Annotated in this window: 16 protein-coding genes and 1 pseudogene; 5 read left to right on the top strand and 12 right to left on the bottom strand. The window is 72.6% G+C overall.

Features of this window, described 5'->3' with window-relative positions; genetic code table 11:
• Positions 1-5: 5 nt before the first annotated feature.
• The 5 genes from BJP40_RS09530 to BJP40_RS09510 form a co-directional block, all read right to left on the bottom strand.
• Complete coding sequence (locus tag BJP40_RS09530; protein ID WP_079169452.1) at positions 6-1,205, bottom strand: acetylornithine transaminase; 1,200 nt, start codon at positions 1,203-1,205, stop codon at positions 6-8.
• The gene (argB, locus tag BJP40_RS09525) at positions 1,202-2,110 is read right to left on the bottom strand and encodes an acetylglutamate kinase (protein ID WP_071271135.1); all 909 of its coding nucleotides are present in this window, start codon (positions 2,108-2,110) and stop codon (positions 1,202-1,204) included. The genes BJP40_RS09530 and argB overlap by 4 nt, the downstream gene beginning before the upstream one ends.
• Positions 2,107-3,258, bottom strand: coding sequence for a bifunctional glutamate N-acetyltransferase/amino-acid acetyltransferase ArgJ (argJ, locus tag BJP40_RS09520; protein ID WP_071271132.1), 1,152 nt, complete (start codon positions 3,256-3,258; stop codon positions 2,107-2,109). Before argJ ends, argB begins: the two co-directional genes overlap by 4 nt.
• Before the next feature lie 207 nt (positions 3,259-3,465).
• On the bottom strand, positions 3,466-4,494 hold the full coding sequence (gene argC, locus BJP40_RS09515) for an N-acetyl-gamma-glutamyl-phosphate reductase (RefSeq protein ID WP_071271129.1): 1,029 nt from the start codon (positions 4,492-4,494) through the stop codon (positions 3,466-3,468).
• A 301-nt stretch (positions 4,495-4,795) separates the two neighbouring features.
• The gene (locus BJP40_RS09510) at positions 4,796-5,668 is read right to left on the bottom strand and encodes an aldo/keto reductase family oxidoreductase (protein ID WP_071280000.1); all 873 of its coding nucleotides are present in this window, start codon (positions 5,666-5,668) and stop codon (positions 4,796-4,798) included.
• A 130-nt stretch (positions 5,669-5,798) separates the two neighbouring features.
• Between BJP40_RS09510 and BJP40_RS09505 the strand changes: the two genes are divergently transcribed.
• Entirely contained in the window at positions 5,799-6,242 is a 444-nt protein-coding gene (locus BJP40_RS09505) for a helix-turn-helix domain-containing protein (RefSeq protein WP_071279999.1), read from the top strand.
• Positions 6,243-6,309: 67 nt separating this feature from the next.
• On the opposite strand, the gene BJP40_RS09500 is transcribed toward BJP40_RS09505, so the two are convergent.
• Positions 6,310-7,152 (bottom strand): IS5 family transposase, encoded by an 843-nt coding sequence (locus BJP40_RS09500; RefSeq protein WP_071279998.1) that lies wholly within the window; start codon positions 7,150-7,152, stop codon positions 6,310-6,312.
• A 272-nt stretch (positions 7,153-7,424) separates the two neighbouring features.
• Between BJP40_RS09500 and BJP40_RS09495 the strand changes: the two are divergent.
• Positions 7,425-8,142: pseudogene (locus BJP40_RS09495) on the top strand (hypothetical protein).
• Positions 8,143-8,431: 289 nt separating this feature from the next.
• Here BJP40_RS09495 and BJP40_RS34135 read toward each other — a convergent pair.
• From BJP40_RS34135 to BJP40_RS09485, 3 genes are all read right to left on the bottom strand, one after another.
• Positions 8,432-8,581, bottom strand: a complete 150-nt coding sequence (locus BJP40_RS34135) for a hypothetical protein (RefSeq protein ID WP_175500003.1) — start codon at positions 8,579-8,581, stop codon at positions 8,432-8,434.
• 77 nt (positions 8,582-8,658) lie between these two features.
• Positions 8,659-9,207, bottom strand: a complete 549-nt coding sequence (locus BJP40_RS09490) for a transmembrane transport protein (protein ID WP_177204345.1) — start codon at positions 9,205-9,207, stop codon at positions 8,659-8,661.
• Entirely contained in the window at positions 9,204-9,752 is a 549-nt protein-coding gene (locus BJP40_RS09485; protein WP_071279997.1) for an RNA polymerase sigma factor, read from the bottom strand. The genes BJP40_RS09490 and BJP40_RS09485 overlap by 4 nt, the downstream gene beginning before the upstream one ends.
• Positions 9,753-10,232: 480 nt before the next feature.
• On the opposite strand from BJP40_RS09485, the gene BJP40_RS09480 reads away from it, so the two are divergent.
• The gene (locus BJP40_RS09480; protein WP_254792893.1) at positions 10,233-10,700 is read left to right on the top strand and encodes a cupin domain-containing protein; all 468 of its coding nucleotides are present in this window, start codon (positions 10,233-10,235) and stop codon (positions 10,698-10,700) included.
• A gap of 138 nt (positions 10,701-10,838) precedes the next feature.
• Here BJP40_RS09480 and BJP40_RS09475 read toward each other — a convergent pair whose 3' ends face one another.
• Both BJP40_RS09475 and BJP40_RS09470 read right to left on the bottom strand, forming a co-directional pair.
• On the bottom strand, positions 10,839-12,119 hold the full coding sequence (locus tag BJP40_RS09475) for a methyltransferase (RefSeq protein ID WP_071279996.1): 1,281 nt from the start codon (positions 12,117-12,119) through the stop codon (positions 10,839-10,841).
• Between the two features lie 37 nt (positions 12,120-12,156).
• The gene (locus BJP40_RS09470) at positions 12,157-12,591 is read right to left on the bottom strand and encodes a GNAT family N-acetyltransferase (protein ID WP_071265798.1); all 435 of its coding nucleotides are present in this window, start codon (positions 12,589-12,591) and stop codon (positions 12,157-12,159) included.
• A 57-nt stretch (positions 12,592-12,648) separates the two neighbouring features.
• On the opposite strand from BJP40_RS09470, the gene BJP40_RS09465 reads away from it, so the two are divergent.
• Together BJP40_RS09465 and BJP40_RS09460 are read left to right on the top strand one after the other, a co-directional pair.
• The gene (locus BJP40_RS09465; protein WP_071265796.1) at positions 12,649-13,254 is read left to right on the top strand and encodes a DUF6461 domain-containing protein; all 606 of its coding nucleotides are present in this window, start codon (positions 12,649-12,651) and stop codon (positions 13,252-13,254) included.
• Positions 13,255-13,373: 119 nt separating this feature from the next.
• Complete coding sequence (locus BJP40_RS09460) at positions 13,374-13,568, top strand: DUF1918 domain-containing protein (protein ID WP_071265794.1); 195 nt, start codon at positions 13,374-13,376, stop codon at positions 13,566-13,568.
• Between the two features lie 64 nt (positions 13,569-13,632).
• Here BJP40_RS09460 and BJP40_RS09455 read toward each other — a convergent pair whose 3' ends face one another.
• Positions 13,633-14,958: a glycoside hydrolase family 10 protein gene (locus BJP40_RS09455; RefSeq protein ID WP_107416746.1), complete on the bottom strand. Its 1,326-nt coding sequence runs from the start codon at positions 14,956-14,958 to the stop codon at positions 13,633-13,635.
• Between the last annotated feature and the right edge of the window lie 114 nt (positions 14,959-15,072).

The raw sequence follows: 15,072 nt of genomic DNA, 5'->3' as shown, positions 1-15,072 counted from the left end.
CTGTGTCATTCTCCGGCTCGTGTCTCCCCGTGGGCGTGGTCCAGGGCGCCCGGCAGTGCCTGGAGGAAGGCGTCCACGTCGTCGTCACCGATGATCAGCGGGGGCATGATCCGGACGACGTCGGGGGCCGGTGCGTTCACCAGGAGGCCGGCGTCCTGAGCCGCCTGCTGCACCTGGGCGGCGAGCGGCTCCGTGAGCACGATACCCAGCAGCAGTCCGGCGCCGCGGACGTGGGAGACCAGAGGGTGGCCGAGCGCCTCGACGCCCTCACGGAGCCGCTCGCCGAGACGCTTGACCCGGTCGAGGGCGCCGTCCGCGGCCAGGGTGTCCAGGACGGCCAGTCCGGCGGCGCACGCCACGGGGTTGCCGCCGAAGGTGGTGCCGTGGTGGCCGGGCTTCAGCAGCTCGGCCGCCTCCCCGAAGGCGAGGAGCGCGCCGAGCGGGAGGCCGCCGCCCAGGCCCTTGGCGAGGGTGACGACGTCCGGCTCGACCCCTTCGGCCTGGTGTGCGAACCAGTGGCCGCAGCGGCCGACGCCGGTCTGGACCTCGTCGAGCACGAGGAGGGTGCCGGTGGCCCTGGTGATGTCCCTGACGGCCCGCAGGTAGCCCTCGGAGTGCGGCACGACCACGCCGTTCTCGCCCTGGACGGGTTCGACGATGACGAAGGCGGTGTCGGTGGTGACGGCGGCGCGCACGGCCTCGGCGTCCCCGTACGGGACGTGGGTGACGTCCCCGGGCAGCGGCAGGAACGGCTGCTGCTTGGCGGGCTGCCCGGTCAGGGCCAGCGCGCCCATCGTGCGGCCGTGGAAGCCGCCGGTGGTGGCGACCATGTGCGTGCGGCCCGTCAGCCGGCCGAGCTTGAAGGCGGCCTCGTTGGCTTCGGCGCCCGAGTTGCAGAAGAAGACCCGGCCGGGGCGGCCCGCGAGCTGCAGGAGCCGCTCGGCGAGGGCGACGGGGGGCTCGGCGACGAACAGGTTGGAGACGTGGGAGAGGGACGCGATCTGCTCGGAGACCGCCTGCACCACCGCGGGATGGGCGTGACCCAGGGCGTTCACGGCGATGCCGCCGACGAAGTCCAGGTACCGCTTGCCTTCGGCGTCCCACACGTACGTTCCGGCACCGCGGACCAGGGGCAAGCGGGGTGTGCCGTAGTTGTCCGTCATGGCGGACCGCCAGCGCCGGGTGAGTTCCTCGTTCGCGCTCACGGGGTGCCCCCTTCGGTGTCGGGCACGACCATCGTGCCGATGCCCTCGTCGGTGAAGATCTCCAGCAGGATGGAGTGCTGGACGCGGCCGTCGATGACGCGGGCGGTGTGGACGCCGTTGCGCACGGCGTGCAGGCAGCCCTCCATCTTGGGCACCATGCCGCTGGACAGCTCGGGGAGGAGCTTTTCGAGTTCGGTGGCGGTGAGGCGGCTGATGACCTCGTCGCTGTTCGGCCAGTCCTCGTAGAGGCCCTCGACGTCGGTGAGGACCATGAGTGTCTCGGCGCCCAGCGCCGCGGCGAGCGCCGCGGCCGCCGTGTCGGCGTTCACGTTGTAGACGTGACCGTCGTCCTGGGAGCGGGCGATCGACGAGACGACCGGGATGCGGCCGTCCGCGAGGAGCGCCTCGATCGCGCCGGTGTCGAGCGCGGTGATCTCGCCGACCCGGCCGATGTCGACGTGCTCGCCGTCGATGCGCGGCCGGTGCCGGGTGGCGGTGATCGTGTGGGCGTCCTCACCGGTGATGCCGACGGCCAGCGGGCCGTGCTGGTTCAGCAGACCGACGAGTTCGCGCTGCACCTGCCCCGCGAGGACCATCCGCACGACGTCCATCGCGTCCTCGGTGGTGACCCGGAGGCCCGCCTTGAACTCGCTGACGATGCCGTGCCGGTCGAGGGCGGCGCTGATCTGCGGGCCGCCGCCGTGGACGACCACGGGCCTGAGGCCGGCGTGCCGCAGGAAGACGACGTCCTGCGCGAAGGCGGCCTTCAGCTCGTCGTCGATCATGGCGTTGCCGCCGAACTTGATGACGACGGTCTTGCCGTGGTGGCGGGTGAGCCAGGGCAGCGCCTCGATGAGGATCTGCGCCTTGGGGAGCGCGGTGTGCTTCCGCGTGGTGTGGGTCATGACGAGTAGGCGCTGTTCTCGTGGACGTAGTCGGCGGTCAGGTCGTTGGTCCAGATGACGGCGGAGGCGTCCCCCGCGGCGAGGTCGGCGGTGATGCGCACCTCGCGGTAGCGCATGTCGACGAGGTCGCGGTCCTCACCGACCGAGCCGTTCCGGCAGACCCAGACGCCGTTGATGGCGACGTTCAGCCGGTCGGGCTCGAAGGCGGCGGAGGTGGTGCCGATCGCGGAGAGCACCCGGCCCCAGTTGGGGTCCTCGCCGTGGATGGCGCACTTCAGGAGGTTGTTGCGGGCGATGGACCGGCCGACCTCGACGGCGTCGTCCTCGCTCGCGGCGTTGACCACCTCGACCTTGATCTCCTTGCTGGCGCCCTCGGCGTCGCCGATCAGCTGGCGGCCGAGGTCGTCGCACACCTCGCGGACCGCCTCGGCGAAGTCGTCGTACGCGGGAGCGGTGCCGGAGGCGCCGGAGGCGAGCAGCAGCACCGTGTCGTTGGTGGACATGCAGCCGTCGGAGTCCACCCGGTCGAAGGTGACGCGGGTGGCGCCGCGCAGCGCCCTGTCGAGGTCGGGCGCGGCGACGTCGGCGTCGGTGGTGAGGACGACCAGCATGGTGGCGAGGCCGGGGGCGAGCATGCCGGCGCCCTTCGCCATGCCGCCGACGGTCCAGCCGTCCCGGGTGGCGACGGCCGTCTTGTGGACGGTGTCGGTGGTCTTGATGGCGATGGCGGCCTTCTCACCGCCGTGCTCGGACAGTTCGGCGGCGGCCTTCTCCACGCCGGGGAGCAGCTTGTCCATGGGGAGGAGCACGCCGATCAGGCCGGTGGAGCAGACGGCCACCTCGCCGGCGCCGATGTCCAGCACCTCGGCGGCCTTCTCCGCGGTGGCGTGCGTGTCCTGGAAGCCCTGCGGGCCGGTGCAGGCGTTGGCGCCGCCGGAGTTGAGGACGACGGCGGACAACTCGCCGCTCTTCAGGACCTGCTCGGACCACTGGACGGGGGCGGCCTTCACACGGTTGGAGGTGAAGACGCCCGCGGCGGCGCGGCGCGGACCGGTGTTGACCACGAGGGCCAGGTCCGGGTTGCCGTTCTCCTTGATCCCGGCGGCGATACCCGCCGCCGTGAACCCCTTGGCTGCCGTGACGCTCACTGCTCTTCTCCGTTCGCTTCTCCGCCCGCACAGCGTGCCGGTGCGGCCGTCCTCGTCGTCCACGGGCCGGTGCCCGCGCGCGCGTCGCTCACCGTGCCCGCCCGTTCGCTTCTCCGCCCCCGCGGGGGGCACCCCCAGCCCTTGTCAGGGGGAGCGCCGGTGCGGCCATCGCCCTCGCCCCCGGGCCGGCGGCTGCGCGCCCGTCGCTCACGGGGCCACTCCGACGGCGGAAAGTCCCGTGTCCTCGGGGAGCCCGAGGGCGATGTTCATGCTCTGCACGGCGCCGCCGGCCGTGCCCTTGGTGAGGTTGTCGAGGGCGCTGACCGCGATCACGCGCCCGGCGGCCCCGTCGTACGCGACCTGCACGTGGACGGCGTTGGAGCCGTACACCGAGGCGGTCGCGGGCCACTGCCCCTCCGGCAGGAGGTGCACGAAGACCTCGTCGCCGTACGCCTTCTCGTACGCGGCCCGCACGTCCGCCGCACCGACGCCCGGCCTCGCCTTCGCGCTGCACGTGGCGAGGATGCCGCGGGGCATGGGGGCGAGGACCGGCGTGAAGGAGACGGTGACCGGCTCGCCGGCCGCGTCGCCCAGGTTCTGGGCCATCTCCGGGGTGTGCCGGTGGCCGCCGCCGACGCCGTACGGGGACATGGAGCCCATGACCTCGGAGCCGAGCAGGTGCGGCTTCGGGGCCTTGCCCGCGCCGGAGGTGCCGCTGGCGGCGACGATCACAGCCTCCGGCTCGACGAGCCCGTGCGCGTACGCAGGGAACAGGGCGAGGGACACGGCGGTGGGGTAGCACCCGGGCACCGCGACGCGCTTGGCCCCCTCCAGCGCGCCGCGGGCACCCGGCAGCTCGGGGAGGCCGTAGGGCCACGTCCCGGCGTGCGGGGAACCGTAGAACCGCTCCCAGGCGACCGCGTCCCGGAGCCGGAAGTCGGCGCCCATGTCGATGACCAGGACATCGTCGCCGAGCTGCTCGGCGACGGCCGCGGACTGGCCGTGCGGCAGGGCGAGGAAGACCACGTCGTGCCCGGCGAGGACCTCGACGGTGGTCGGCTCCAGCACCCGGTCGGCCAGCGGAACCAGGTGCGGCTGGAGCGAGCCCAGCTTCTGCCCGGCGTTGGAGTTGCCGGTGAGCGCGCCGACCTCGACACCGGGGTGGGCGAGCAGCAGCCGGAGCACCTCTCCGCCCGCGTACCCACTCGCTCCTGCCACTGCCACGCGCACCGTCATCGGACCTCCCATTCGATGGCATGACTATACGCAGCATCGCAGTTTTATGCAATGAGGAGTCAACGGTCCGCGATCGTGGTTTGCGACCGAGAGTTTCAGAGCTCGCGCAGATAGGCGGGTGGGGCGTCCAGGCAGTGAGGCGAGCACTGGTGTTCGTGATCATGGAGTTGCGACGCTCTGTGTTCACTGGACTTGTGCCCGTTCTTCCAGCAAGCTGACCGACCTGCGGATCTATTCGCGGCGCTGCTGCCCGAGCGTCCCGCGGTCGATCCGGCCCCAGCCGCTGGTGAGCGCCGTAGGGTTAGCGGCCGATCTTGTTGAGCTCGGCGAGATCGTCGTTGGACAGCGGGAGTCCCGCGCCGACGGCGTTCTCGCGCAGATGTGCCACCGATGAGGTGCCGGGGATCAGCAGGATGTTCGGCGACCGCTGCAGCAGCCAGGCCAGGGCGACCGACATGGGCGTCGCGTCCAACCGAGCGGCTACGGCCGTGAGTGCCGAGGACTGCAGCGGGCTGAAGCCGCCGAGGGGGAAGAAGGGCACGTAGGCGATACCCTGCTCTGCGAGCTCGTCGATCAGGTCGTCGTCGTGGCGGTGGGCGAGGTTGTACATGTTCTGCACGCACACGATCGGCGCGATCGAGCGTGCCTCGGCGACCTGTTCCGACGTCGCGTTGCTCACGCCGAGGTGCCGGATGAGGCCCTGCCGCTGGAGGTCGACGAGCGCCCCGAACGCCTCCGCGAGCGAACCGGGCACGGGGCCCTGGGCGTCGCCGAGCCGAAGGTTGACCACGTCCAGCGTGTCGAGGCCAAGGTTCTCCAGGTTCTCAGTGATGGCCCGGTGCAGCTCTTCAGGCTTGCGTGCCGGGGGCCAGCCTCCCTCCAAGTCGCGGGTTGCGCCGACCTTGGTCACGATGTGCAGCGAGTCGGAGTACGGGTGCAGCGCTTTGCGGATCAGCTGGTTGGTGACGTGCGGCCCGTAGGCGTCGGCGGTGTCGATGTGGGTGATGCCGAGGCCGACGGCCTCGCGGAGAACGGTGAGTGCGCCCTCGCGGTCGGCGGGCGGACCCATGACCCAGGGGCCGGCGAGCTGCATGGCGCCGTAGCCGAACCGGGTGACGGTCAGGTCGCCCAGGGTCCAGGTGCCGCCGGGAAGCGAGGCGGAGGGGGTGCTCATGGTGTGCCTTTCGTGTTGAGCCAGGGGATGGTGCCTAGCGGAGCCTTGCATCACTATTGGTGCGTAGCTTCTTATGGGGAAGCAGGCACTTCGAAGTGCGTAGGGCACCCACGGGTGAGAGGAGTGGTCCATGGCGACGATGACGGCAGCCCAGCAAAGGGCACAGGCCAAGGCGGAGTACGACGCCTTCGTGGCGGCCTGCCCCAGCCGCAAGCTGCTCGACCGGATCTCGAACAAGTGGGTCACGCTGATCCTGGCCGCGCTCGGCAGCGACAGCGCGCATCAGCCCGGCGCCAACTGCGCCGGCGGGCCCCGGGTGATGCGCTACTCAGAACTGCAGCGCCTCTTGGCCGGCGTCAGCCAGAAGATGCTCACCCAGACGCTGCGCTCCCTGGAGCGCGACGGCCTGGTGTCCCGCACCGTGGTGCCGACCGTGCCGGTCACGGTGTCCTACGAGCTGACCGATCTCGGCTTGTCGCTGTACGAGATGATGCGCGGCCTCAAGGCATGGGCCGAGGTGCACATGGACGACGTGCTGGCCAACCGCGAGACCTACGACACCCGCGGCGTCTGATCCACGCCTGGGTTGCTGATCAGCGGGAACAGTCTGCGTGTAAGAGGCCGGGCAGATGGGCGGGTGGTCACGGGCGTCGTTTGGGGCGGTGGTCCCAGCGGTGGGTGGTCCAGGCCTGGCGGATCAGGCTACGAACGGTGATGATGGTGTCCGCGAGGTCGAAGAAGGCGTTGGCGACAGTCGCACGACGCTCGTAGCAACGGGCAAGTCGCTGGAAGGCGTTCTGCCACGCGTGCGTGCGCTCGACGTGCCACCGCTCGCTGGCCTGGATCGGCGCTGCCTCGCCCTTGTGCGCGATGCGGCCGTGCAGGTTGCGGGCGGCCAGTTCGATGCGCGTCTTGTCCGAGTCGTAGCCGGCGTCCAGGTGCACGATGATGTCGTCGGGCAGCGGTCCCAGGTGCTCCAGCAGGTCCAAGGTCGGGGCGAGCAGCGGGGAGTCGTGGCGGTTCGCTCCTGCGAGGACCCTGCCGAGCGGAATTCCATAACCATCCGTCATGCCCGAGCGTTTGAGGCCTTGCTTGCCGCGGTCGACCGGTGAGCGCCCGGCGACCTCGCCGCCGCCGGGGGCCTTGGTGATCGAGCCGTCGACGGCGATCTGATCGAGCTCCAGCCCGACGATCCGGTCGTAGGACTCCAGCGCGATCTGTTTGAGCCGGGCGAAGACGCCGAGGGAGATCCACTCATCGCGGCGGTTGCGGATGGTGGTCGCTGAGCAGGTGGTGTCGGCGATCGCCTGGTCCGAGCAGCCGAACCGCAGCAGTTGCAGTAGCTTGTCGAACACGATCCGGTCGCCGATGCGGGGCCGGTGGCACCCCAGCGGGTGGGCCGGATCGACCGCGGGACGCTCGGGCAGCAGGGCCGCGAATTGGTCCCACAGAGGGTCGGTCAGCCATGCTGGAAGGACGGGCACAGGTCTCCCCAGTGATCACAGAGCGTCGCAACTCCATGATCACGGAGACCTGTGCCCACCTCGCTGGCCGGGTGCTCCACCCGCCTATCTGCGCAGGCTCTTAGTTGGCGGATGAGCGCAGTACTTGGCGGATCTTGCTTCCGTAACGCTGTGTTGTCGAGACATCGTGCTCTCGATGGCTCTTGAGCGTTGCAGCCGGCCCGTGCCTCGCCAGCCTGGGCACACACCGCCCCGGCTCTTGAGCTTCCTGAGCCGGGCATTAGCCTCGGCGGATGATCCCCGAGCCGCCACCGAAGGTCATCACGCGTCTCCGCGGCGGTGAGATTCACGCCTACGTCGTGGGCACCGGCGTCTTCGGGAGGCTGGAGCCCACAGCGGTCTTCCAGCCGCGGGATGGCGAGGAGGCCGTAGCGTCGGTGCTCCGGCAGGATCTGGAGCGGGTCGTGTATCAGCATCTACCTCGACATCGGTGAGGGACAGGACGGCTCTGTCATTCTCCGCGGCACGGTCGGGGCGGGCGGCGAACCGGAGTTCGTGACGTACCCGTGGCAGGCCCGCTGTCTGATCGACCTGGCTCCGTCCGGACGCCAGTTCATGACCGTGGACCACGAGCAGGCGGACGTCGCCTTCCATGACCACCCCGACGGGGACGTGCTCTTCACCTTCCCTGTCGAAGCCTTCGGGTACGACCCGGAGGAGTCCTTCGTGGAATGGAGCGGCGGCTACCTGACCGAGGACACGGCCATCGTCACCCTGGGCGGCGAGAGTCAGGATGAGGAGGAGTGGTTCCGCCACCACCTGGTCGACGTACGCACGGGCACCCTCAGGGGCGAGTTCATCGTCGAGGCGAGCGACCCGTACGAGCTGGTGCCCCTGGGCGACGGTTCCTGGCTCACCGGCGGCCCTGACGACGACCCCGTCCGTTGGTCCAGGGCTCCGCAGCCGCACCCGGCCGCACCGGCCTTTCCGTACGAGAGGCGGCAACCGTGACGGCAGACCCCCGGGTGCCCCTGGTTCCTCAGGCGCCCGAAGGCTTGAGCCGGCGGGCTCGTCACTTCGTCGAGGGACACGGGCTGCGTGTTCCCCACCGCGACCTCAAGCCCTTCCGGGAGGCATGGCTCAAGCCAAAGGGAGTGGTTCCCCTCGCAGCCGTGACGGCTGCGCCCGGGCCCTCCATCGTCGCCGCCCGGGAGCGCGCGGCCGGCTTCGCCACCGTGACCTGCGAGCTGTGGCTGCCGTCGCACGAAACGGCCGGTGAAGGTCCCTCCGGGCCGAGGGATCAGGTCAGCAGCAGGGCCAGGCCCGCGGTCAGGGCCGTCCCCGCCAGGACCGCCAGCAGGACGACGGTGCGTCTGCCGGCGCCGCGCAGGCGGAGGGCGAGGGCCAGCGGGCCGAAGGGAGCGGGCTTGCGGCGGTCCATGTCGGTCATGTCGTCCTGCCTTCTTGATGTGGGTGCGCACCGGTGATGCGTGAGATCGGTGGGGCCTGGGGTTCCGGGTACGGCTGTCATGCCTCCTTGTCGTGGGTGCCGGGGCGCCGACGCGTGCCGGCCGTGTGTCGGTCGGTTCCGTCCCGCAGGGCCTCCCGCAGGCGCAGGAGTGCACGGCGGCGTGACCGCGCCCGCCGCAGGGCCACCCCCGCCCCGACGACGATGCAGGCACCGGCCAGTCCCGCGGCCGACGCCTCCGCCGCGCCGGCGCGGGCCGCGGCGAGCACCGTACCGGCGACGCACGTCAGCACGGCCACGGCGAGAGCGAGGCGGGCTCCGATCACGCGGTCCCGGGCGAACAGGGGGCGGCGCCTGGCGAGCACCCATCCCGCGAAGGCCGCCCAGGCGAGCCCGACGGCGATCAGTCCGGCGAACGCGACCTGGGTGCGCGGGGGCAACGGGCGGGGCTCGGTGGCCCACAGCACCGCCAGCAGGGCCGCCCCCGCGCCGCCCGCGAGTCCCACGGCGACGTGCCGCATACGGGAGCGCAGCGAGACTTCCGCGGCCAGGACGCGCTCCAGCTCGGGCGGGACCCGCCCGGCGGCCGTGTCGTCGGGTGCGTTCATCCCTCGTACCCCCTGTCCGTGAGGACGCTGCGCAGCATGCGGCGCGCCCGGTGCAGCCTGCTCTTGACCGTGCCGGTCGGGACGCCGAGCACCTCGGCGCAGCCGTCCAGCGGCAGGTCCTGGAGGTGAAAGAGGATCAGCACCTCGCGCTCCGCGGGTGGCCGCTCGCCGAGCCCGGCCTCGCTCTCCATCGCGGTGAGCACGCCGCCGATCCGGTCGTCGCCGTCGACGACGACGGGGGCCTCGTCCACGCTCGTCTCCGGGGTCCGGTACGCCTGCCGCAGCTGGTCGGTGACCGTGCGCCGGGCGATGGTGAACAGCCAGGGGGCGAACCGGTCCGGCTGCCGCAGCCGCGGCAGGCCCCGCACCACGGCGACCCACGCCTCCTGGGCCAGATCGTCCGCGAGGTGCGGTGAGCCGGTCATGCCCCGCACGTACCGCCACAGAGGGGCGTGCCAGACGCGCACCAGCTCGCGCAGTGCCTCCCGCTCACCGAGCTGGCAGCGCACCACCAGCAGCTCGTCCCGCCGCCTGTCTCCGGTCACCACACCTCCTTCGCCGTGCCGCGTGTCACCGGGACAGTCGGCGGTCCCGGCGGAAAGGTTCACGGCCCCTCGGGGTGGACGGTCCGCGCCGCCCTCCACGATGCCGCAGGCCCCCGCCGGGCCGGTGCCGGGGCGGTGAGGGGCTCGGGAACCGGACCCGGGCCGCGGCTCCGCCGCCCCCGCGCAGCCACACCGGCAGCCGCCCGTCCGGGTGGCGCGGCGGCCTCCCGTCCGGTAGCGGTGGTGCGGCAGCCTCGCGTCCGGGGGCCGGCCGTCGCTGCGGCTGACGTGCCGACGCGCATGACGGCGGGTCACGGCGGGGCGCCGGTGAGCCGCTAGGATCCGGCTTTCCGCCTGCTGTCCGCCCTCGCCCGCACCCCTACGGGAGGAACCGTGGCACCGCCCCCGTCCCCGTCCCCGCCGTCCGGCCCCGCGTCGGCTCCCGGGGTCCTCGCCCGCATGCCGGAGCTGGTCCGTGCTATGGCACCCGAACGGGGCGGCGTCCTGTGGAAGCTGGCCGCCGGGGGCAGGCAGTTGGACGCGAACGTGGTGCGGCTGGCCCCGGGGGCGGAGGTGGCGTCGCATGTCGAGCCGGACCTCGACGTCCTGGTGTACGTGGTGAACGGCAACGGGCGGCTGGACCTGCCGGACGGCTCTTCCGCCCTGGAGGGCGGCTGCGTGGTGTGGCTGCCGAGCGGGTCACGCCGCTCCCTGGCCGCGGGTCCGCACGGCATGGACTACGTCACGGTGCACCGCCGCCGCCCGGGGATGGCCGTCGGCCGCGGACCGGGAGCGGCCGAAGCCGCCGTGGCACCGGGGCCTGAGCGGGCGGGCGGCGAGGCGGCGTGCCTGCTGGACCGGGTGTGCCCGGACTGCGGCCGCCTGGCGCCGGACACGCCAGGCATCCGGTTCTGCGGGTACTGCGGAAGCCGCCTGTCCCGGGACTGACCCGGCCGGTACCGACGACGGCCGGTGCGGCGGCGCTCACGGCACGGCGTACCGTCCCGGGGGCGGGCGGCGGCCTCCACCGGTCACCGCCGTGGCGCCCGCCCGGGTGTGCGAGGCCGGCAGCGCGGGACGCGCCGGTCAGGCCCCGGGGTGGTTGCGCCCTGCGGGTCGGCGGGGGCGGCCCTGCCGCCGGGGCGGGGCGGTGCCGGCCCGGGCTTGCTTGCCCGGCGGGCTCTTGACGGCGCGCAGCACCACGAACTTCGGGTCGCCGGCGACCACGTCACAGTTCCCGAAGATGCGCTTGAGGGTGACGTGGTAGCCGAGGTGGCGGTTGCCGACGACGCGGAGCTCACCGCCCGCTTTCAGGGCCCTGCGGGCACCCATGAACATGCGGCGGGCGGTGGCGTCGGTGAGGGCCTGGTGGCTGTGGAACGGCGGGTTGCACAGGACCACGTCGACGGAGTCGTCCGGGAGCTCCGCCATGCCGTCGCCGACGGTGAAGCGGGCTTTCGCGGCGGGCGGGGCGCTCGCCCGGAAGGTCTCCTCCGCGGAGGCGACCGCCTGGTACGACTCGTCGGTGAAGACCACCTCGGCGTCCGGGTCGGCGACGGCCACGGCGAGGCCGACGACGCCGTTGCCGCAGCCCAGGTCCACCACCCGGGCCGCGCCGAGTCCCTGCGGGAGGTGCCGGAGGAACAGGCGGGTGCCGATGTCGAGCCGGTCGGCGCAGAAGACGCCCGCGTGGGTGACCACGGTCCGGCCGCCGACGCCGGGGGCGTCCTCGGGCAGCGCGTACGTGAGGGGCCACGGGTTGGCGGGGCGCGGCAGGGCGGGGTCGGGGGTGCTGAAGACGAGCCGGGCCTTGCGGACGGCGAGGGAGGTGCGGGTGGGGCCGACGAGGCGCTCGAAGAGGTCCAGGGTGGAGGTGTGGATCTCCTTCACCATGCCGGTGCCGATGACGGTGCTGCCCTCGTGGAGGGCGGGCGCGAGCCGGTGGAGCTGGTCCTCCAGGAGCGCGAGGCTCTTGGGGACCCGGACCAGGAGGACGTCGACGCGGTCCGGCGGGGTGTCGCGGGTGGTGAGCAGGTCGAGGGCGGGGGCGTCGGCGAGCCCCGCACGGGCGAGGTTGGCGCGGGTGGCCTCCCGGCCCAGGTGGGAGTCGGTGATCTGGACAAGGCGCGCCGCGGGGGCCCCGCCCGGCCCCGCCGCCCCGGCCCGGCGGCCCGCCAGCGCCGTGGTGAGGGCGCCCCAGCGGTCCCCGGCCACGGCCACGGTTCCGGTGAGCTCGGGGGCGCCCGGCTCGGCGAACCTGCCCAGCAGGTACGCGTCGGCCGCGTCCCAGGCGCGCAGTGGGTCGCGGGGGTGCTCGGGGTGGCGGGTGAGCGCGTACGTGCCCCAGGGCGTGGTCAGACCGTTCATCGTGCTGTCAGGCTAGCCGGTGCGGCGGAGCTCCCCGTTACCGCGCTCCGAGGGCCATCCAGCGGTCGGGGGCCTCCAGGGGGCGGAAGCCGAACTTCTCGTAGAGCCCGTGGGCGTCCTCCGTGGCGAGCACGATCCGTTTGAGCCCGCGGGGCGCGAGGTGGTCGCGGACCGCCTCGACGAGGGCGGTGCCCAGGCCCCCGCCGCGGGCTTCGGGGGCGACGTAGACGTCGCAGAGCCAGGCGAACGTGGCGCCGTCGGTGACGACCCGGGCGTAGGCCGCCATGCTGCCGGTCGCGGTGTCGTAGGCGCCGAAGTTGAGCGAGCCGTCGATGGCCAGGTCCTGTGTGGCGCGGGTCCGGCCGAGCGCCCAGTAGGCGTCGGTGGACAGCCAGTGGTGGACGCGTTCGCGATCCAGCCGGGCAGGGTCGGTCGAGATCTCGAACGGTCCGAAAGCAGTTGTCTCCTTCATGATCGAACGCTCGCACGGGAAGGGCTTCCTGTCAGTGGTGGGTGACACGATCGGGACATGAACGCGACTGCTGCCGACTACCGCTGGCTCGACCACCACTGCCCGGAGCTGGTCCGGGCGTGCTGCGTGACGTTCGTGCACGCGGTCACGCCCGAGCAGGTGCTGGAGCGTCTGCGGGCCCGCCCCGAGGGGCGGGTGACGGGCATATCCGCGCTGGTGGCAGCGTCGAAGGAGGCGTGGCGGGCGCACGGGGACGACCGGCATTTCGTGGGGCTGCGCGCGGTGGACGGCTGGACGGTGATGGTCGAGCCGAACGGCTTCCTCGGCAGCCTGGAGGAGATGGCGGCGCCCCTCTCTCGGGGCACCGAACTGGTCACGCACTTCCGCAACGTGACCGCGGTGGACCAGTTCAGCCGCTACTCGGACGGGAGGCTGCGACTGCGCTTCGAGCCGCTCTTCCCGTGTGCCGGGGGCGGCGCGGAGGCGGAGACGGCGGTCGCGCTGATGCGGGAGGTGGGCTTCGACCTGGAGCGGGAGGGCATGAGCCTGAGCGCCACGACCGAGGCCGCGTTCGCCCTGGCCGAGCGGATGACGGGCGTCCGGCTGACACCGGAGCTGCTGGACGTGGCGGACTTCCTGTGCGGCTCGGTGCCGGGCGTCTGAGTCCGGGCCGCCCGCGGGGGCACCCGCACGGCAGCCCTCAGGTGACATGGAGCACACTTCGGGACGTAGACTCCCCATAGCCCCCAAAGGGGGAATCCAGCGCGAGGAGGTCACTCCTGATGGAAGCGTCCAAAGGCGACAGGCTGCTGGTGCACGGCAGGGTGGTCGGTCAACACGACCGCACGGCCGAGATCGTGGAGGTGCTCGGCGAGAACGGCCATCCGCCCTACCGGGTGCGCTTCGATGACGACGGGCACGAGGCCGTGATGTCCCCGGGCCCCGACGCCGTCGTGCGGCACAAGGGGCAGTTCTAGCAGGGCGTCGGACCCGACGCGGCGCTGCCGGGGCACAGGGGCGGTCCCGTGTGCCCCACGTGCCTCAGGATGCACCCCCGCGCGGCGCACGGACCGGTGCCGCGTAGTGGTCGGCGACGACCTGGGCCATCGCTCCGATCCGGTCCCTCACGACGTCGCGGGCGCCGAAGAAGACATGCCCGAGGACCTCCTCGTGCTCGCGGGCCAGGGTGAGGTGCCGGGACAGCTCGGCAGGGTCCTGCCAGGCCGCGCCCTGCGCGGGGTCGCCGGCGCGGTAGAGCGCCTCCCCCACGTACAGCTGCACGCCCGTGCCGCGGACGGCCTCGCTCCACCAGGGGACGAGGGCGGCGTAGTCGGCGGCGCCGTTGCCGATGTGCCAGTACAGCTGCGGCACGACGTAGTCGATCCAGCGCTTCTTGATCCATGTGTAGGTGTCGGCGTGCAGGTCGTCGTACGTCTGCAGGGCCCGGGTGTCGGAGCCGCGCGGGTCGGTCGACCTGTTGCGCCAGACGCCGAAGGGGCTGATGCCGAAACGGACGTCCGGCTTGAGCTCCCTGATGCCTTCGGACATCTCCCGGACCAGCCGGTCGATGTTGTCCCGCCGCCAGGCCGCCCGGTCGGGGAAGCCCCCGCCGTGCGCCGCGTACGCCGCGTCGTCGTCGAAGCCCTGCCCGGCCAGCGGATACGGGTAGAAGTAGTCGTCGAAGTGGACGGCGTCGATGTCGTACGCACGCACCGCGTCCAGCATCGCGTCCTCGACGAACCGGCGGACCTCCGGCAGCCCAGGGTTGTAGTACAGCTTCCCGCCGTACGGCACCGCCCAGTCCGGGTTCCGGCGCACCGGGTGCGCGGCGGCCAGCCGCGACCGGTCGGCGTGCATGGCGACCCGGTACGGGTTGAACCAGGCGTGCAGCTCCAGTCCCCGCTCGTGGGCCTCCGCCACCGCGGCGCCCAGGGGGTCCCAGCCCGGGTCCCTGCCCTGGGTGCCGGTCAGGCACTCCGCCCACGGCTCGTACGGTGACGGCCACAGGGCGTCGGCGCAGGGCCGGACCTGGAGCATCACCGCGTTGAGACGGCAGGCGACGGCCTCGTCGAGGAGGGTCCGCAGCTCGTCCCGCTGGGCGGTGGCCGACAGACCGGGGCGCGACGGCCAGTCCCGGTTGGCGACCGTGGCGAGCCACATGCCGCGGAACTCGTGCGAGCGCTTGCCGCCGCCCTTGCCGTCCCGCCGGTGCCCGCCGTCCCCGTCGCCGCCGTCCCGCACGCCCCGCCCCTCTCCGACCGCGCCCGCCAGGCCACCGCCGACCAGGAGGGTGGCGGCCAGCCCCGCCGCGCCCGCGATCAGCCCGCGCCGCCTGAAGTGCGGGTGGGTGCTGTGCCCGTTCGTCATGCCGTTGCCGTCCCTGCCGTGGTTCCTGCCGTCATGGCTGCCGTCGTGCCGTCTGCCAGTGTCGCGGGTCGCGCCGGGTTTGTGATGCTCTGCGGCATGTGGCGTGTGTCGCGC

Source organism: Streptomyces sp. CC53, assembly GCF_001865245.1.
GTDB lineage: Bacteria > Actinomycetota > Actinomycetes > Streptomycetales > Streptomycetaceae > Streptomyces.
This window is presented reverse-complemented; position numbering and strand designations above follow the sequence as displayed.